Raw genomic sequence first — 17,215 nt, forward strand, 5'->3', positions numbered from 1 at the left:
GCCTCGAATACTTCCACGCCGCCGCCGCTGGATGGTGCCTTAGAGATGTGTGCATGCCCTAGGGCGTTCGCCGGGACGACGGAGAGGGTGGGACGACGTGTGGAGAGAGTTTACTCCGCCGCCGTCACCGGCGCCTTGGCATTCGCTCCATAACGCTGATCGATGTAATCGATCACCAGCGCCTTGAAGTCGGCGGCGATGGAGGGGCCGCGCAGGGTGCGGAACTTCTTGCCATCGACGAACACCGGGGCGGCCGGGGCTTCGCCGGTGCCGGGCAGCGAGATGCCGATATTGGCGTGCTTGGATTCGCCGGGGCCGTTGACGATGCAGCCCATGACCGCGACGTTCAACGCTTCGACGCCGGGATATTGCGTTTTCCAGCCCGGCATCTCTTCCCTGATGAAATCCTGGATCGAGCGCGCCAGTTCCTGGAATGTGGTGGAGGTGGTGCGGCCGCAGCCGGGGCATGCCGCGACCAGCGGCACGAAGGTTCGAAAACCCATGGTCTGCAGCAGTTCTTGCGCAACCTGGACTTCCAGCGTGCGATCGCCGCCGGGTTCGGGCGTCAGCGAAATGCGGATGGTGTCGCCGATGCCTTGCTGCAACAGGATGCCGAGCGCCGCGGATGACGCCACGATGCCCTTTGATCCCATGCCGGCCTCGGTGAGGCCGAGATGGATCGCGTAATCCGAACGCTCCGCGAGTACCTCGTAGACCGCGATCAGATCCTGCACGGCGGAAACCTTCGCCGACAGGATCATCTTGTTCTTGGGCATGCCCAGTTCCTGGGCGCGGGCCGCCGACAGCAGCGCCGACTGCACCATGGCTTCGCGCATCACCGCCCGCGCATCGCGCGGGTTCGGCAAGAGCATGTTCTCGTCCATCAGCTTGGTGAGCAGTTCCTGATCGAGCGAACCCCAGTTGGCGCCGATGCGGACCGCCTTGTCGTTCTTGTTGGCGATCTCGATGATGTCGGCAAACTGGGTGTCGCGCTTGTTCTTGAAGCCGACATTGCCGGGATTGATGCGGTATTTGTCGAGCGCTTCGGCGCAGGCCGGATAATCCGCCAGCAGCTTGTGGCCGATGTAATGGAAATCGCCGATCAGGGGCGTGGTGATGCCGCGCTTGCGCAGGCCGTCGCGAATGTGCGGAACGGCGGCGGCGGCCTCGTCACGGTCTACCGTGATGCGGACCATCTCGGAGCCGGCGCGCGACAGAGCGGCAACCTGGGCGATGGTGCCGTCGATATCGGCGGTGTCGGTGTTGGTCATCGACTGCACGACGATCGGCGCACCGCCGCCGACGGCGACATTGCCGACCATGACCTGGGTGGTTTTATGCCGGGCGCTGGGGCCGGCGATGTCGTCTTGCGGCGGTTTTTCGGGCTTGTTCATGGCGTCTCGAATATCAGGTTTTGGTGACATTCACCAAGGGGACGGGAATGGGCCAGCCGGCCGCACCCGAATTTGACTTTTATCTCTGTATTTTCAATGACTTAATCCGGCCATTGCGGTTCGAGGTGGGCGATCAACACTCGGCCTCCCCTGTCAGCTATATTGGACAGGAATCGCCGGATTGAAAGGGCTGCTTGCGCCGGGCAGGGCGGCTTTTCATGTGACGTCGGAGACCCTCTTTTTGTTCAAGCGAGATCTTTTCGGAGAACCGGTTCCCACTTTTCCGGATCCTGCTCTACCATCATTCAAATAACGGGAGGTTTAGGCATGTCGGAGCTGATCAGTACGACGGAACTTGCCGGCATCCTCGACCGGCCCAACCTGCGGCTGTTCGATTGCACGACCTATCTCGAACCGGCGCCCGAAGGCAACAACGCGCCCTATATCGCGGTGCCCGGCGACCAGACCTTCGCGGCCGGCCACATTCCCGGCGCGGATTTTCTCGACCTGCAGGGCGAATTCTCCCAACAGGGCATCGAGCTTCGCTTCATGATGCCTGATATCACGCAGCTCGAGGCGGCGTTCGGGCGGCACGGCGTCAGTGCGGACAGCCGCGTCGTGCTCTATTCGATCGGCACGCCGATGTGGGCGACGCGGTTCTGGTGGATGCTGAGATCGCTCGGCTTTGACAATGTCGCTGTTCTCGATGGCTGCTTCGACAAATGGAAGGCCGAGGAGCGGGAGATCGAGACCGGGCCCGCGAAGGGATATAAGAAGGCCAAGTTCAAGGCAAAGCCGAGACCCGGCTTTTTCGTCGGCAAGGACGAGGTGCTCGCTGCTGTCCGCGATCACAGCGCCGTCGTCGTCAATGCGCTCGGCCCGCAATTCCACCGGGGACTGGAGCCGAGCCGCTATGGCCGGCCCGGACGGATTCCCGGCAGCTGCAACGTATCGGCGGCAACCTTGCTCGATCCCTCGACGCGCGTTTTCGTGCTGCTTGCGGACGCCGAAGCGAAATTCGCGACGCAAGGCCTGCGCAAGGACAAGCAGGTGATCGCCTATTGCGGCGGCGGCATCTCGGCGACCATCGACCTGTTCCTGCTGCACCGGCTTGGTTACGACAACCTCACGCTCTACGACGCCTCGATGGGCGAATGGGCCAAGGACGAGGCGCTGCCGATCGAGACGGATTAGGGATCAGCGATTCTACGTAGTAGCCACGCTCTATCCCCGTCATCCTGAGGTGCGCGCTCTTGCGCGCCTCGAAGGACGACGGCCCGTCTGTGGCCGATTCATCCTTCGAGGCTCGCTACGCTCGCACCTCAGGATGACGGGGATAGAGATTCGTCACCCCATCACACATTAGGATCCGGCGCTACTTCCGCCCTCGCCGCTTCCGGCCGGTTGACGAGATAGAGCCCGGCGATGACCAGCAGCGCTGCGACGCCAAACGCGATCGTCAGCGTGTCGTGCAGGATGAAATACGCGGCCACCACGCCGAACAGCGGCGTGATGAAGGTGAAGGCCGACAATTTGCTGGCCGAATAGGTTTTCACCAGCGCAAACCACAGCAGGAACGTCAGGCCGACCACCCAGAACGCCTGATAGGCCAGCAGCGCCAGCGACAGCGGTCCGGGAACGTGCGTGATGGTTTCGCCTGAAATCCACGCCGCAGCAGCGAGAATCGGGATCGAGATCGCCACCTGATAGCCGAGCCCCTTTTCCGCCGGCGCCTTGATCAGCGCGGTGGCCTTGACGATCAGCGTCGTGGTCGCCCACAGCGCGCCGCCCACGACGATCAGCAGATCGCCCATCAACACATTGGCATCGACATTGGCCTGGGGCACGCCGATCGCCAGCGCCACGCCGGCAAAACTCAAAGCGAGCCCGCCCCATTGCGAGGCGCGCAGCCGTTCGCCGAGAAAGACATAGGAGCCGAGGGCGACGAAGAACGGCGCCGTGTACAGGAACACCGCGGCCCGCGACGCCGACGTCAGCAGCAGGCCGCGATAGATCAGCACGAATTCAATGCCGAAGATCATTCCCGCAATCACGCCCGGCCACAGCGTGCCGTCGCGCTCGAAGAATCTGACGCCGCGAAACCAGCCGATGATCAGCAACACCGGCAACGCGCCAAGCGAGCGGACCAGGGCCTGCAGCATCGGCGGCACATCAGGCAATACCAGCTTCACCGCGATCTGATTGAAACCCCAGCTCAGGCACAGCATCAGCATCAAGGCGATAGCGCCCGGGGTGAGGGCACGCCCGGCGGCAGAGATCACAGGATTGGACGACATTTATCCTCGTAGCCCGGCTTGGCGCCGCGTTCTTATTTCTGACAATGCGCGCAGGTGCCGGCAATCTCGACGACGGAAAGCTTTGGCGCAAAACCGGACGCGCGCGCCGCCGCATTGAGGCTCTGCGCGACCGGGGCCGCGGGAATTTCACCGACCGAGCCGCAATGGTCGCAGATCAGGAACGCCACCATCGCGGTCGCGTCATGGTCGTGCGCGCAGGCGAGAAAGGCGTTGCGGCTTTCGATGCGGTGGACGAGGCCGTTTTCCATCAGGAAATCCAGCGCGCGGTAGACCGTGATCGGCGCCGGCCGCGGCATCGTCTTGGCGAGTTCGTCGATCACCTCATAGGCCCCGAGCGGACGGTGGCTGGACAGCAGCGCCAGCAGCACCTGACGCCGGATCGGAGTGAATTTCTGCGCCCGCTTGGCGCAAACCTGTTCGGCATGCGCGATCGCGTCCGCGGCGCAGCGGCCGTGATCGTGGTCGGGTGCGGGAAAGGTAGGTTTTGCCAGGGTCATTGCGTCAGGTTTGTAGCATTTTGGCGTCCAATCCCAAAGCCCGGTGGTTCCGCAGACACCAGCCATGTTCTGAGGGCGGAGCTGGTAACACTTAACCCGGCATGCGGAATTCATAAGCAAGCTTATAATATCCAAAGCTTATGGAGGCTGGCGATGCGCGGTTCCGTGGATATGAACTTCCTGTTTACGCTCGGCGAGGTGCAGCGGATGATGCGCGCCTATGCCGACAAGCAGGCGGCGCGCTATGGCATCACCCGCGCGCAATGGGCGGTTTTGGCCAAGGTCGAACGATCCGAAGGCCTGAAGCAGACGGAACTCGCCGAACTGATGGAAATGCAGCCGATCACGCTGACGCGATTGATCGACAAGCTCTGCGACAATGGCTGGATCGAGCGCCGCGGCGACGAGACCGACCGCCGCGTCAACCGGCTTTACCTGAAGAAGGCCGCGCGGCCGCTGCTCGGCAAGCTAGCCGGGTTGCGCTCCGAACTCACCGCGACCGCGCTCGAAGGCATCAATCCCGCCGATGCCCACCGCCTGCTGTCGCAACTCGATCTGATCAAGGAAAACGTTCGCAACGCGGTCCAGAATCCGCCCAGCGAACCGCCCAGGAAGGAACAGCGCTATGGCTGATCCCGTGCTCAAATTTCCCCCCGAGCAGAAGGCTGCCGAACAGAAGGGCAGTCCGGATTCGCCGACGCCGCGCCCGAAACTGGCCGCGGAGCCGCGCCGCCGGCTGATGGCCGGCATGCGCCGCTATCGCCGTTTCCTGCTGCTGGTGGTGCTGCCGCTGGTGTCAGCGGTGGCCGGGATTACCTTTTATCTCAATGGCGGCCGCTACGTGACCACCGATGATGCCTATGTCGGCGCGCAGAAGGTGCTGATCACGTCAGACGTATCAGGCAAGATCATCAACGTGACCGTGAAGGAAGGCCAGCAGGTCTCGACCGGCGACACCCTGTTCCAGATCGACCCGGTGCCGTTCCGCCTCGCGGTAGCGCAGGCGCGCTCCAAACTCGACGACGCCAAGGTCAGCCACGACACCCTTGTCGCCAATGTGAAGCTGTACGGACAGACCATCGAACTGGTCAACGCCGGCATCGCGCTCAAGCAAAAGGACGTCGAGCGCAAGAATTCGCTGGTCAAGAGCCAGGCCGGCTCGCAGCTCGATCTCGACAACAGCGCCACGACCCTGGTCACGGCACAGGCGCAGCGCCAGCTGGTCACACAACAACGATCCAACGCCCTCAACCAGCTGCTCGGCGATCCCGAGCTGCCGCTCGAAGCGTTTCCGGCCTACATGCAGGCCAAGGCGGCGCTAGACGACGCCCAGCGTAACCTTGATTTGACCACCGTGCGCGCGCCGATGAACGGCGTCGCGACGCAGGTCGAGCAGATCCAGCTCGGCCGCTTCGTGATGGCGGGCAGCCCGGTGTTTTCCATCATCGACGTCGCCAACCCCTGGGTCGACGCCAATCCGAAGGAGTCCGACTTCACCTATGTGGCGGTCGGCCAGAGCGTCACGCTCGACGTCGACGCCTTCCCCAACCACGTGTTCAAGGGCACGGTCGGCTCGCTCTCGCCCGGCACCGGCGCGCAATTCGCGATCCTGCCGCCGCAGAACGCCACCGGCAATTTCGTCAAGGTGGTGCAGCGCGTTCCGGTGCGGATCTATTTCGACAAGAACGACAGGTTCGTCCGCAAGCTGAAGGCCGGGATGAGCGTCTATGCCAGCATCGACACCAACCATCGCCGCTCGCTCGCGCACCTGCTCGGCTTGACGCCGGCGGCGGCTAACCACGAAACCGACTGACCATGCCGGCGCCGGACTCGTCACCAGCTGCGGTTCCCGGCCTGCGCCGGAACATGGTGACGATCTGCGCCATGACGGCGACGATCATGCAGGCGCTCGACACCACCATCGCCAATGTCGCGCTGCCTTACATGCAGGGTTCGCTGTCGGCCTCGCAGGACCAGATCAACTGGGTGCTGACCTCCTATATCGTCGCGGCCGCGATCATGACCGCGCCGGTGGGATGGATCGCCAACCGCTTCGGCCGCAAGCGCATCTTCATCATCTGCTCGGGCGGCTTCACGATTGCTTCCGTGCTGTGTGGCCTCGCGCAGGACATCAACCAGATGGTGCTGTTTCGCCTGCTGCAGGGCGTGTTCGGCGCGGCCCTGGTGCCGCTGTCGCAGGCGGTGATGCTGGATTCCTACGCGCTGCATGAGCGCGCCAAGGCGATGGCGATCTGGGGCATGGGCGTGATGATGGGTCCGATCATGGGACCTTCACTGGGCGCGTGGCTGACCGAAACCTATTCCTGGCACTGGGTGTTCTTCGTCAACCTGCCGTTCGGCATCTTCACCGTGCTCGGCCTCATGATCTTCATGGACGAGACCAAAAAGGACCAGGCCTTGCGCTTCGACTGGTTCGGCTTCACGGCGCTCGCGGTCGCGATCGGATCGCTGCAGCTGGCGCTCGACCGCGGCGAGCAGCTCGGCTGGCTGGAATCCAACGAGATCATCGCCGAGTTCATCATCGCCGGCATCGGTTTCTATTATTTCCTGGCGCATTCGTTTACGACCTCGAAGCCGTTCATCCAGTTCGCGCTGTTCAAGGACAAGAATTTCGTCGGCGGCTGCGTGTTCATGGCGGTAATGGGCCTGGTGCTGTTTTCGACCATGGCGCTGTCGTCGCCGTTCCTGCAGAACGTGATCGGCTATCCCATCATCACCGCCGGCGTGCTGCTGGCGACCCGCGGCTGCGGCACTTTCGTCGCGATGATGCTGGTCGGCCGCATGATGCGCTTTGTCGAGGCGCGCAATCTGATCATCACAGGCCTCAGCATCACGGCTATTTCGCTGTTCTACATGACCGGCTGGACCGACCAGACCGGCGTCACCGAGATCGTCGTGATCAGCGTGCTGCAGGGATTCGGGTTCGGGCTGGTGTTCGTGCCGCTGTCCACCGTGGCGTTCCTCACGCTGCCCAATCATCTGCGCACCGACGGCACCTCGATGCTGACATTGATGCGCTATGTCGCGAGTTCGGTCGGCATTTCGATCGTGATCTCGCAGCTGACCGAGGGATCGCGGCGGGTCTATGCGGGGCTGTCGGAAAATATCAACCCGTTCAACCACGCCCTGCAGATGCCCAATGTGCGCGGCATGATCGATCTTGGCACCGACACCGGCCGCGCCATGGCGGACGCCATGGTCAAGGCGCAGTCGCAGATCATCGCCTTCTCGCAGGACTACCAGCTGGTGATGTTGTTCGTTCTGGTCTCGATCCCGCTGGCCATCATGATCGGTTCGACCAAGGCGACGCTGCGTGCGCAGTCGGTGGCGCCGGATCATGCTGTCATCGAGTAGAGACTATCGCGCCTCGCCCGGCTTTGACCGCAGGCACAAATACATGCCGCCAAGCGAGAGCGCGCCGCCGATCAGATGGATGATTGTCGGCGCCTCGCCGAGAAAGAGGATCGACAGCACCGCGCTGACGATCGGGCCGAGATAGAGGCTGAGCGAAGTCGATACCGCGCCGAATCGCCCCCCGAGCCAGGCATAGGCCCCGTAGGCAAACAGCCCGGGGACGAGGCCCGCAAAGAGATAGACGAGCGCGGCGCGGCCGGTGAAGGCCGCTGATGGCGTCTGCCAGATTTCATGGACCGCAAACGGCAGCGAGAACAGCGCGCCGGCCGCCGCGAACAGGCCGATCCGCGCCAAAAAGCTGACGCCCTGGCCGACGCGATTTTGCATTAAGGTGTATCCGGCCCAGCCCAGCATCGCGAGCAGCGCCAGCAGATCGCCGGTGGAGAGGCCGGTCCCGACCGAGGCCTGTCCCTTGGTGATGATCAGGAGCGCGCCGGCCAGCGCGACCGCCATGCCGATGATTTGCCTGCGGGCAATGGATTCCCGCCCCGTGGCAAAGGAGAATAGCAGCACGACGATCGGCGACAGCGCCATGATCAGCGCGAGGTTGATCGCCGACGTGGTGATCCCGGCGACATAGACCGGGCCGCCGCAGATGAACATGCCGAGAAAGCCGGCCAGCGCGATGCCCGGCCACTGCCCGCGCAACGCTGCGGGCTTCTCGCGCCGCGCCATCACGACGACCGGCAGCAGGCCGAGCGCCACGATGCTCCAGCGGAAGAACGCGATCGAGAACGGCGGAACGCTTCCGGCCACGCCGCGCGCCAGGATCATGTTGGAGACCTGGGCGGTGGCGACCAGGAGGAAGCCGAACAGGCCCAGCACTTCGTGCGTCCGCGCGCCTGTTGCCGTTTGTGGTTCGCCCATGGTCGATCGCTTCTGACATTCCCGGCGGCGCGGTCCTGCCCCGCCGCCCCTGTCAGCTAGCACATCGATCCGCGTTACTCTACCTGCAGCTGAAGCTGGTGGCCTGCGTTACCGGCCCGCTACCGTTCCAGGTCGTATGTAGCGGATAGACGCAGATCGGATAGCTGACGCTCTTGTCGCGCGAGGTCAGCAGGATGTCGCCGGGCGCTTCGCCCTTCTCGACCCAATCGACCAGCGCGGTGAAGAACTGGTCCTGCTCGCGCGTCGGCGTCTGGTTGGCATTGCCGGGCAGTTTCGGCATTGGCACGGTGTCGTTCTTGCCGCCGACCGTGTAGGCCCGGCCCTGCGAAGAGTGCGCGGCGCCCGGCACCAGATACATCCGCATGAACTTCGCCACCTCGGCGTGCCCGCCCATCGCGGCCAGCACGCGCTCATGATAGTTGATGTTGCCGGCCGGCGGGATCGCATCGTCGACGAGGCCGGTAAAGATCACCACCTTGCGGCCGAGGTCGCGCAGTTTTGTAAGATCCGCCTTGTCGGTGATGAGGTTGCTGAACTGCGTCGGCTGCAGCGCGACGTTCCTGGCGACGGCGTCGGCCAGACCGGCATAATCGAGTTCGAGCCATTTGTTGCGCACGGCCGTCGAAGCATTGCTGATCGGTATGGCCGTTGTCGCGCTGGCGTCGGCGGCATAGCTGACATCCTGCAGCGCCTGGGCCACGCTGTCAGCGCCGGCGCTCGTGATCTGGCCGCCAATCGCGGTCCCGCGGGTGAACCCCCACCAGACCTGTTTGGGGCCGAGCGACTTGCCGCTGCGGCTGTCCGGCGTCTGGGCGGCGTCGAAACTACCGTCCGGTGTGGCGCCGTACCAGATCCGGTTCAGCGCCATCGCCTCCTTTGCGCTCATGCAGGTCGCGGCATCTGGATTGCTGCCGGTCACGCCATCGCCTGTGGCACCAACACACAGCGCCGCGGCGTCACGCGCGGGATTGTAGTTGCAGGCAAAGGGATCGAGCAGGAAGCCGAGCCCGGCGGTGTCGCAGGCGGCGACGGCGCGCTGGTTGGCGGCGGCGACCTTGGCGGCAAAGGCCTTGGCCGCGTCCTTGTCCACTGACGTGAAGCCGAGCTCGGTCTTCATCACGATCTGCGGATACAATCCGGACGTTCCGAACTTTGCGATATTCGGCGCAGGCTGCGCGATCAGATAGCCGTCGTAGAGTTCAGGGTATTCCTGGAAGACCTTCATGCCCTGCCGGCCGCCCTGGGAATGGCCGTCGTAGTAGGTGTATTTGGGCGCCTTGCCGTAATAGAGGCTGGCCAGCGCCTTGGTCTTGTTGGCCTGCTCCACCATCGCGCGCACCGAGAAGTCGCGCAGCGACTCGGTATTGAGCTTGCCGTCGGAGAGGAATGTGAACGAGCCGTCCTGGTACCAGGGCTGCCCGGCATCGGTGGTGCCCGACGCATAGCCGATATTGGCGTTGACGATGGCCGGAACCTTGCTGCCGATCTGATCGGCATAGCGATGTCCGCCGCCGACCCATCCGCCGCCGCCATAATTGCGGATGCGCTCGTTCCAGTTGGCAGGCGCCGGCAGCCAGACCTCGATGCCGATGCCCTCGGAATAGGAGCGCGCGGTCTTGTCCTTTTCCGCGGTGGCGCCGGGGCCCACCAGCAGCTTCACCAGGCAGATGTCCGCCGCCGCCGTCACCGGCTGCGGCGCGTCTGGCGCCTTTAATTCCTCGCCCTTCTTCACCTGGCGAACCGCCACGACCGTGGTGTCGGCGTCGGGCTTGAAGGCCGTCTTGATGCCATCGTCGCATGGAAGTTGCTGCGCCAAGGCTGGCGTTATCTGGCCGCAGGCCGCCAGCAGCAGGACCGCCCAAATGCGCTTGCCCGGTGTGATCGACATCGTTTTCTCTCCCCGTGATTTTTGTGTCGTTATCGCTTTATGCGGATGGCTGATCGATCGCGCCGCCGAGAAAGAGCTGGCCGACGCGAGGATTGCTGAGCACCTTGTCGGCCCTGTCGACGAGGCGGGTCTGGCCGAGTTCGAGCACGATGCCGTAGTCCGAAATTTCCAGCGCCGAGCGTGCGTTCTGCTCGATCAGCAGGATGGAAACGCCGCGGTCGCGCAAATCCTGCAGGATGCCGAAGGTCTGCCGAATCATGAGCGGGGACAGCCCGATCGACGGTTCGTCGACCAGCATCAATTGCGGATTGAGCAACAGCCCGCGCGCGATTTCGAGCTGCTTCTGTTCGCCGCCCGACAGCGTGGACGCCTGCTGCGTTGCCCTCTTGCGCAGAATCGGGAATCGATCGAGCGCCGCTTCGATGCGCGACGGCAGATCGGGGATATCGCGTCCCGCGACCACGGCGCCGAGCTCGATATTGTGGCGCACGGACAGTTCCGGGAAGATGTTGCGGCCCTGCGGCACGTAGCAAATGCCTGTGGTGAGCAGTTCGCGCTGGCTGAGGCCGGTGACATCACGCCCCTTGAACGTGATCGTGCCTTCGCGCAGTTTCAGCAGGCCGAAGATCGCCTTGAACACGGTGGATTTTCCGGCGCCGTTCGGCCCGATCACCGTGGTGATGGTGCCCGCCGGCACCGAAAAACTGGTGCCGTTCAGGATGGTCATCTTGCCGTAGCCGCCGACCAGGCCTTTAACGTCGAGGATGGGTTCGCTCATCTGTGTTCCCTCATCCACCGGTTCAGTGGCCGAGATACGCGTCGATGACGGCGCTGTTGGCACGGATTTCAGCGGGCGTACCGATCGCCAGCACCTTGCCTTCCGCCATCACCACCACGCGCGAGCACAGCGACATCACGAATTCCATGTTGTGTTCGATCACGACGAAGGTGGCGCGCTTCTCGCGGTTGATCTCGGCCAGCCGCGCCTTGAGATCGCCGAGCATCGTCAGATTGACGCCGCCGGCCGGCTCGTCGAGCAGCACCAGCCGCGGCCCGCCCATGAAGGCCATGGCCGCATCGAGCAATTTCTGCTGACCGTAGGACAATCCGCCGGCCAGTTCACCGGCGAGATGGCCGAGCTTGAAAAACTCGATCATCTGATCGGCCGCCTTGCTGAGGCCCGCATCCGATGGACCCAGCAGCCGCGACAGCATGTTGCCCTGGTGCTCCTGGCCGGCGAGGATGAGGTTTTCCCGCACCGACAGTTTTGGAAACACCTGAAGCAATTGGAAGGTGCGGCTGACGCCGAGCCGGTTCAAATCCGACGGCCGAAACCCGGTAACGACCTTGCCATCGACCTTCACCTCGCCGGCGCTCGGCTGCAACTGGCCAAGAATGCAATTGAACAAGGTCGACTTGCCGCAGCCGTTCGGGCCGATCAGGCCGAGGATTTCGCCTTCCTGCACGTCGAAGCTGACGCCATCGACCGCTTTGATGCCGCCAAAATTCTTCTTGATGTCGCTGATTTCGAGAACCGCGGTCATGGCGCCGGCTCCAGTCCTGATTTCGCGACCGCGCGCAGCGCGGAGGCGGCCTTGGTGCGGCGCTCGGTCAGATAGCGATCGAGGATGCCCAGAATGCCGCTCGGCGAATAGATCAACAGCAGGATCACGGCGACCGCATAGAGCATCAGGTAATAGCCCTGGGTGAAGCGCAGCCATTCCGGCAGCAGCACCGCGATCATCGCGCCCAGGAACGGGCCGAAGAAGAACCCCGAACCGCCAACGATCACCATCATCAAGAGATCGAGCGAAAGCGACAGATTGAAAGGAACGGGATCGATGTATTGGGTCAGCGGCGCATACAGCGTGCCGGCGACGCCGCCGAGCGCCGAGCCGATCGCAAACGCCATCAAGGTGTAGCGCCGTGTATCGATGCCGAGCGAGAGCGCCCGCACCGGATTTTCGCGCAAGGCTACGAAGGCGCGGCCCCAGGGCGAACGGATCAGCCACCATGTCGCGAACGACACCAGGGCGAGCGAGCCAAGGCAGACATAATAGAATGGCAACGGCCGGTTGGTCGGATAGCCCAGGATCGTCGGGCGCGGAATGTTGCTGATGCCGTAGATGCCGTTGGTGAGCCAGCTCTCGTTGCGGAACACCAGGAAGGCGAGCGTGGAAAACGCCAGCGTCACGAAGGCAAGATAATGATGCTGCACCCGCAGCGCCGGATAGCCGAGGATCCAGCCGATCGCGAAGCAGAGGACGATGGCAACGCCGAGCCCCGCGATCAGTGGCATTCCGTTCGCGGTCATGATCGCCGCGGAATAGGCGCCGATGCCGACGAAGGCGCCCTGCGCCAGCGAGACCTGGCCGGCATAGCCCAGCGTCAGATTGAGCCCCATCGCGGCGATGGTCATGACAGCCCATTGGCTCAGGATGAACAGGCCGTAGCGATTGAGGTACATCGGCGCGATGATCAGGGCCGCGATCACGACCACACCGAGCGCGACGCGCCAATATCGATTGAGCAGGCTCATACCGTACGCTCCTCGGCGCGGCCCAGCAGTCCCTGCGGACGAAGCAGGATGATCAGGATCAAGAGCACCATCGGCACGGCCGCGCGATATTGCGTCGAAACATAGGCCGCCGCGAGATTGTCCACGACGCCGATCAGCAAGCCGCCGGCGATCGCGCCGCGCACCTGGTTGAACCCGCCGACGATTGCCGCGATGAACGCCGCCTGCCCCAGCACTTCGCCGCTGGAGAATTTGGCGAGATAGATCGGCGTGATCAGCAGCGAGGCCAGCGCTACCAGAAAAGCGTTGATCAGGAACGTCAGCAGGATCATCCGCTCGACGGGAATGCCGATGATGCGGGCGACGGTCGGATTTTGTGCGGTGGCCTGCATCTGATGGCCAATGGACGTGCGGTTCAACAGCATGGTCAATCCGACCACCGCGGCGATGGCGAGCGCGAGCACGCCGACGCTTTGCAACGCGACCTGGCGGCCGAGGATCGAGATATCACCAGCCGGCACGATGGAGGGAAACGGCGAGGCTTCGGCGCTGAAGAACTGTTTCACGGCTTCCTTGATGCCGATCGCCAGCGCCATGGTCGCGATTGCCAGCGGCAACACGCCGTGGCGTAGCATCGGGTCGACCAGCAGCATCTTGAAGCCGAGGCCGAGCAGCAGCATCGACAGCAGCATGCCGATGACGATCGCGAGCCAGAACGGCGCGCCGACGTGCATCGCCGCCAGCATCAGGAACGCCGGCAGCATGACGAATTCGCCCTGCGCGAAGTTGATGGTCTGTGACGTCTGCCACAGCAGCGTGAAGCCGACCGCGACGATGGCATAGATCGCGCCCGTCGCCAGTCCCGCTATCAGAAGATCCAGCAGATTGGACATGCCTTTACCCCGACCTTTACTCCGACCTCATCCTGAGGAGCGCGCTCCTGCGCGCGCCTCTAAGGATGGCCGCGATACCACCTTGCTATCCACCCTTCGAGACGCTTGCGGAGTTTATCATCGGGCCGCGCTTCGCGCGGACCCGGTGGCGAGCGCCTCAGGATGAGGTCCGTACCTTAGTTGAGCTTCGGCAGCACCTGCTTGATGACCTGCTTGCCATCGACGATCTCGACCAGAAAACCCTGGCGATCGATGTCGCCGTTCTTGTCGAAGGTCGCATCCATCAGGATGCCGGGCTCGCTGGCCGCCTTGATGGTGAGGCCATGGAGGTTATCGGCGAACGCCTTGGAATCGACCTTGCCCATCTTCTCGGTGGTGGCCTTGATCATGTAGATCGCCAGATAGCCCTTCAGGCCATTATGGTCAGGGACGTAATTGTACTTCTTGACGAACTTTTCCTTGAACGCCTTGATCAGGTCGACCGGGGCATCGGTGGTGAGGCCGACATGGCCGCGGGCACCGTTCGCCGCATCGCCCGCCAGTTCGACCACCTTCTGGCCGACCAGCGTGGTTTCACCGATCAGGGGCACGGTGACGCTCTGACGCTTCAGCTCTTTCAGGATGCGGGCGCTTTCCTCTTCGTTCAGATAGATGAAGACCGCGTCGGGCGCGGCGGCCTTGATCTTGCTGACGTCGGCAGCGAAATCGGCCTGACCTGCTTCGGTGGAAAGATCGGCGGCGACCTTGACGCCGAGCTTGGCGAATTCCTTGGTGATGACGTCACGTCCGCCGCGGCCGAAATCGTTGTTGACCCAGACGATCGCAACCGATTTCGCCTTCACCTCGTCGTTGATGTATTTGGCGACCTTCGGCATCGAGGATTGCTGACCGAACGAGGTGCGGAACAGGAATTTGTTGCCGCCCTGCGTCAGTTCGGCGGCTTCGCCGCCCATGATCTGGGCGATGCCGGCTTCGGCCGCGAGCGGCGCCGTGACCTTGACCGATCCGGAATAGCCGGGGCCGAGCAGGACGTAGGGCTCGCCGTCGAGCGCCTTCTGGACCTGGGCGCGCGCCACGCCGGGGTTGGATTGCGAATCGGCGTGGGTGACTTCCAGCTTGCGGCCGAGCACGCCGCCCTTGGCGTTGACTTCCTCGATCGCAAGATCGATGCCGTTCTTCCAGTTGGTGCCGACCGTGGCGCCGCCGCCGGACAGTTCGGCCACATTGGCGAGCTTGATGGGAGCACCGGACTGCGCCAACGCCGCCGCAGCCGTCATGGTCGCGAGCAGGATACCTGCCAAAATTCCTTTTTTCATTTCCATCCCCTGTTGTCGTGATCTTTTGATCTTGTCGACGCGAGCCTTGTCGTTGGCTACGCGTCCGATGTCGCAGAGTAGCGCCTTGCCATCACGGCGTCGAATGCATTCCCCATTTCGACAATCGACGGCTTCATTCCCGTGAATAATTCGAAGGCATCCGCCGCCTGATGGATCGCGAGATCGCGCCCGGTCATGACCTCGGCGCCCCTGGCTTTGGCGGCCGTCAGCAGCGGCGTCCAGAGCGGTGAATAGACCGCGTCGGCCACCCAGATGTCGCGGCGCAACAGCGCCTCCGGCACCGGCGTGCCGCGATCCGGCAGCATGCCGATCGGCGTTCCGTTGACCACGCCGACGGCACCGCGCAACGCGTCTTCCACGGTTTGCGCAATCCTCACCGGTTGGCGGCCGCGCAACTGCGCCGCAATCTGTTCGGCCTTGGCGCGGTCGGTATCGCAGATGTTGAGTTCGGCGACACCGAGCGCCGCGAGCGCATGCGCAATCGCCTTGCCGACGCCGCCGGCGCCGATCAGGGCAACGGGGCCATGACCCGATGCCTTCACAAGATTGGCGACCGCACGCTCGAACCCCGTGGCGTCGGTATTGTATCCGACCAGCCGGCTGCCGCGCACGACAACCGTATTGACCGCGCCGATCGCGCGCGCGGCCGGCGACAAATCGTCGAGCAGCGGAATCACGGCTTCCTTGTAAGGAAACGTCACGTTGACCCCGGCAAAACCAATGCGTTTGATGCTGTCGAGCAACGTGCGCAATTCAGCCGAGCCCTGGCCCGCGACCTCGATCAGTTGATAATGACACCGGATACCCAGGGCAGCGGCCGCCTCCTCGTGCATCGCCGGCGACGCCGAATGCGCAATCGGGGCCCCGATCAGGCCGGTGAGAAACTTTTGACCGATCGAAGCTGGGCGTTTGGACACGTCGCTATGGTCTCGCAGTATCAACATGGGATCGCGCGGCTTAGAGCACCAAAACCGCGCAAACGATACCGCCTTCGCCAGATAACACAATTACCCATTTATTCCACAAACATAACTTGATGTTATTTTTTTCGGCCGCGCGATGCCGCCGTCGCCGGACTTTTCCGGCTGGGCTCCAGCGCCCGCATTTCCGACCGCAGGCATTCGATGAAATGCTCGACATGCAGCGAAAGCGAGGCGCCTCTTTTCACCGCGATATACGTGTCGAACCTCGTGGGCTCCACGATCCGAAGCATTTCCACGCCGGGATAACCGCCATGCGCGACGGTAAACTGATCGATGACGGCAATTCCAAGCCCCGCCTTGACCAACGCGCAGACGGTGGTGCCGAACCGCGCCCGGATCGTGATGTCGTAGGACAATTTATTGCGCGCGAAGATCTCGGCCATGATGCGCCCGTAGGGGTCGTTGGGGTCGATGCCGATCAGGGGATAGCGGATGATCTCCGCGGCGGTGACCTGTTTTCGACCCGCCAGTTCGTGTCCCTGCGGCACGATGCAGAACAGTTCACCTGACGCCAGCGGCATGAAATCGAGACCGGGATGGTCGAGCCGATAACTCATGGCGACGCAATCGCCCTTGCCGAGCAACAGATAGTCGATCGCCTCCTCGATCTTGAGGATGTTGATGTCGATGCGCAGATCGGGGTAGCGCCGCCGGATGCGCTCAATCGCGCGCGGCACCATGATCTGGGAAATGCTCGGCACCGAGCCGATGCGCAATTCCGACAACGTGCCGCGCCCGATCTTTGAAATGGTTTCGGTGAGATCGTCGACCTTCTTGTAGACGCCATTGATCTGCTCGAAAATGTTCTGCGCTTCGGAGGTCGGGAAATAGCGCCCGTTCTGGCGCTGGAAGAAGCGGATGCCGAGCGAGCGCTCGGTATATTTCACCAGCCGGCTGATGCCCGGCGCCGACACGTTGAGCAGTTTTGCCGCCCCGCCGATCGTACCCGTGATCATCACGGCCCTGATAACCTCGACCTGGCGCAGCGTCATCATGTGCAGCAACTTTCGAAGGTGAACCTGAGAGATACTCCCATGTTCGATCGGCGCAAATGACCTTATCAA

At 63.1% G+C, this 17,215-nt stretch carries 16 protein-coding genes; 4 read left to right on the forward strand and 12 right to left on the reverse strand.

What is annotated here, in order from left to right:
- Positions 1-110: 110 nt before the first annotated feature.
- Positions 111-1,394 (reverse strand): flavodoxin-dependent (E)-4-hydroxy-3-methylbut-2-enyl-diphosphate synthase, encoded by a 1,284-nt coding sequence (ispG, locus tag JQ629_RS28675; protein WP_212415466.1) that lies wholly within the window; start codon positions 1,392-1,394, stop codon positions 111-113.
- A gap of 327 nt (positions 1,395-1,721) precedes the next feature.
- Between ispG and JQ629_RS28680 the strand changes: the two genes are divergently transcribed.
- Positions 1,722-2,588, forward strand: a complete 867-nt coding sequence (locus JQ629_RS28680; protein WP_212415467.1) for a sulfurtransferase — start codon at positions 1,722-1,724, stop codon at positions 2,586-2,588.
- A 161-nt stretch (positions 2,589-2,749) separates the two neighbouring features.
- On the opposite strand, the gene JQ629_RS28685 is transcribed toward JQ629_RS28680, so the two are convergent.
- Positions 2,750-3,691, reverse strand: a complete 942-nt coding sequence (locus tag JQ629_RS28685; RefSeq protein ID WP_212415468.1) for a DMT family transporter — start codon at positions 3,689-3,691, stop codon at positions 2,750-2,752.
- A gap of 32 nt (positions 3,692-3,723) precedes the next feature.
- Positions 3,724-4,209 (reverse strand): Fur family transcriptional regulator, encoded by a 486-nt coding sequence (locus JQ629_RS28690; protein WP_212268782.1) that lies wholly within the window; start codon positions 4,207-4,209, stop codon positions 3,724-3,726.
- A gap of 153 nt (positions 4,210-4,362) precedes the next feature.
- Here JQ629_RS28690 and JQ629_RS28695 point away from each other — a divergent pair, with 153 nt between their 5' ends.
- The 3 genes from JQ629_RS28695 to JQ629_RS28705 are packed head-to-tail and all read left to right on the forward strand — an operon-like array spanning position 4,363 to position 7,584.
- On the forward strand, positions 4,363-4,842 hold the full coding sequence (locus tag JQ629_RS28695; protein ID WP_212268781.1) for a MarR family winged helix-turn-helix transcriptional regulator: 480 nt from the start codon (positions 4,363-4,365) through the stop codon (positions 4,840-4,842).
- Positions 4,835-6,022 (forward strand): HlyD family secretion protein, encoded by a 1,188-nt coding sequence (locus tag JQ629_RS28700; RefSeq protein WP_212415469.1) that lies wholly within the window; start codon positions 4,835-4,837, stop codon positions 6,020-6,022. The genes JQ629_RS28695 and JQ629_RS28700 overlap by 8 nt, the downstream gene beginning before the upstream one ends.
- Positions 6,023-6,024: 2 nt before the next feature.
- The gene (locus tag JQ629_RS28705) at positions 6,025-7,584 is read left to right on the forward strand and encodes an MDR family MFS transporter (protein WP_212415470.1); all 1,560 of its coding nucleotides are present in this window, start codon (positions 6,025-6,027) and stop codon (positions 7,582-7,584) included.
- A gap of 3 nt (positions 7,585-7,587) precedes the next feature.
- Here JQ629_RS28705 and JQ629_RS28710 read toward each other — a convergent pair whose 3' ends face one another.
- The 9 genes from JQ629_RS28710 to JQ629_RS28750 all read right to left on the reverse strand — a co-directional run bounded on the left by JQ629_RS28710 (position 7,588) and on the right by JQ629_RS28750 (position 17,146).
- Positions 7,588-8,511 (reverse strand): DMT family transporter, encoded by a 924-nt coding sequence (locus JQ629_RS28710; RefSeq protein ID WP_212415471.1) that lies wholly within the window; start codon positions 8,509-8,511, stop codon positions 7,588-7,590.
- Between the two features lie 79 nt (positions 8,512-8,590).
- Positions 8,591-10,420: a tannase/feruloyl esterase family alpha/beta hydrolase gene (locus JQ629_RS28715; RefSeq protein ID WP_212415472.1), complete on the reverse strand. Its 1,830-nt coding sequence runs from the start codon at positions 10,418-10,420 to the stop codon at positions 8,591-8,593.
- Positions 10,421-10,457: 37 nt separating this feature from the next.
- Positions 10,458-11,198 (reverse strand): ABC transporter ATP-binding protein, encoded by a 741-nt coding sequence (locus tag JQ629_RS28720; RefSeq protein ID WP_212415473.1) that lies wholly within the window; start codon positions 11,196-11,198, stop codon positions 10,458-10,460.
- A gap of 22 nt (positions 11,199-11,220) precedes the next feature.
- Positions 11,221-11,964 (reverse strand): ABC transporter ATP-binding protein, encoded by a 744-nt coding sequence (locus JQ629_RS28725; RefSeq protein ID WP_192736421.1) that lies wholly within the window; start codon positions 11,962-11,964, stop codon positions 11,221-11,223.
- On the reverse strand, positions 11,961-12,959 hold the full coding sequence (locus JQ629_RS28730) for a branched-chain amino acid ABC transporter permease (protein ID WP_212415474.1): 999 nt from the start codon (positions 12,957-12,959) through the stop codon (positions 11,961-11,963). The genes JQ629_RS28725 and JQ629_RS28730 overlap by 4 nt, the downstream gene beginning before the upstream one ends.
- Positions 12,956-13,831 carry a branched-chain amino acid ABC transporter permease gene (locus JQ629_RS28735; RefSeq protein WP_212268771.1) on the reverse strand — a complete coding sequence of 292 codons (876 nt, stop codon included), beginning with the start codon at positions 13,829-13,831 and terminating at the stop codon, positions 12,956-12,958. The genes JQ629_RS28730 and JQ629_RS28735 overlap by 4 nt, the downstream gene beginning before the upstream one ends.
- A gap of 176 nt (positions 13,832-14,007) precedes the next feature.
- Positions 14,008-15,147 (reverse strand): ABC transporter substrate-binding protein, encoded by a 1,140-nt coding sequence (locus JQ629_RS28740; RefSeq protein WP_212415475.1) that lies wholly within the window; start codon positions 15,145-15,147, stop codon positions 14,008-14,010.
- Positions 15,148-15,203: 56 nt separating this feature from the next.
- Positions 15,204-16,085 (reverse strand): shikimate dehydrogenase, encoded by an 882-nt coding sequence (locus tag JQ629_RS28745; protein WP_349631335.1) that lies wholly within the window; start codon positions 16,083-16,085, stop codon positions 15,204-15,206.
- A 122-nt stretch (positions 16,086-16,207) separates the two neighbouring features.
- On the reverse strand, positions 16,208-17,146 hold the full coding sequence (locus JQ629_RS28750; protein ID WP_212415477.1) for a LysR family transcriptional regulator: 939 nt from the start codon (positions 17,144-17,146) through the stop codon (positions 16,208-16,210).
- Positions 17,147-17,215 lie beyond the last annotated feature (69 nt).

This window comes from Bradyrhizobium sp. AUGA SZCCT0222 (genome assembly GCF_018130205.1).
In the GTDB taxonomy this organism is placed as follows: Bacteria; Pseudomonadota; Alphaproteobacteria; order Rhizobiales; family Xanthobacteraceae; genus Bradyrhizobium.

Coding starts and splice junctions, on each gene's coding strand:
- ispG (WP_212415466.1), bottom strand. CDS start 1,394: ATGAACAAGCCCGAAAAACCGCCGCAAGACGACATCGCCGGCCCCAGC.
- JQ629_RS28680 (WP_212415467.1), top strand. CDS start 1,722: ATGTCGGAGCTGATCAGTACGACGGAACTTGCCGGCATCCTCGACCGG.
- JQ629_RS28685 (WP_212415468.1), bottom strand. CDS start 3,691: ATGTCGTCCAATCCTGTGATCTCTGCCGCCGGGCGTGCCCTCACCCCG.
- JQ629_RS28690 (WP_212268782.1), bottom strand. CDS start 4,209: ATGACCCTGGCAAAACCTACCTTTCCCGCACCCGACCACGATCACGGC.
- JQ629_RS28695 (WP_212268781.1), top strand. CDS start 4,363: ATGCGCGGTTCCGTGGATATGAACTTCCTGTTTACGCTCGGCGAGGTG.
- JQ629_RS28700 (WP_212415469.1), top strand. CDS start 4,835: ATGGCTGATCCCGTGCTCAAATTTCCCCCCGAGCAGAAGGCTGCCGAA.
- JQ629_RS28705 (WP_212415470.1), top strand. CDS start 6,025: ATGCCGGCGCCGGACTCGTCACCAGCTGCGGTTCCCGGCCTGCGCCGG.
- JQ629_RS28710 (WP_212415471.1), bottom strand. CDS start 8,511: ATGGGCGAACCACAAACGGCAACAGGCGCGCGGACGCACGAAGTGCTG.
- JQ629_RS28715 (WP_212415472.1), bottom strand. CDS start 10,420: ATGTCGATCACACCGGGCAAGCGCATTTGGGCGGTCCTGCTGCTGGCG.
- JQ629_RS28720 (WP_212415473.1), bottom strand. CDS start 11,198: ATGAGCGAACCCATCCTCGACGTTAAAGGCCTGGTCGGCGGCTACGGC.
- JQ629_RS28725 (WP_192736421.1), bottom strand. CDS start 11,964: ATGACCGCGGTTCTCGAAATCAGCGACATCAAGAAGAATTTTGGCGGC.
- JQ629_RS28730 (WP_212415474.1), bottom strand. CDS start 12,959: ATGAGCCTGCTCAATCGATATTGGCGCGTCGCGCTCGGTGTGGTCGTG.
- JQ629_RS28735 (WP_212268771.1), bottom strand. CDS start 13,831: ATGTCCAATCTGCTGGATCTTCTGATAGCGGGACTGGCGACGGGCGCG.
- JQ629_RS28740 (WP_212415475.1), bottom strand. CDS start 15,147: ATGAAAAAAGGAATTTTGGCAGGTATCCTGCTCGCGACCATGACGGCT.
- JQ629_RS28750 (WP_212415477.1), bottom strand. CDS start 17,146: ATGATGACGCTGCGCCAGGTCGAGGTTATCAGGGCCGTGATGATCACG.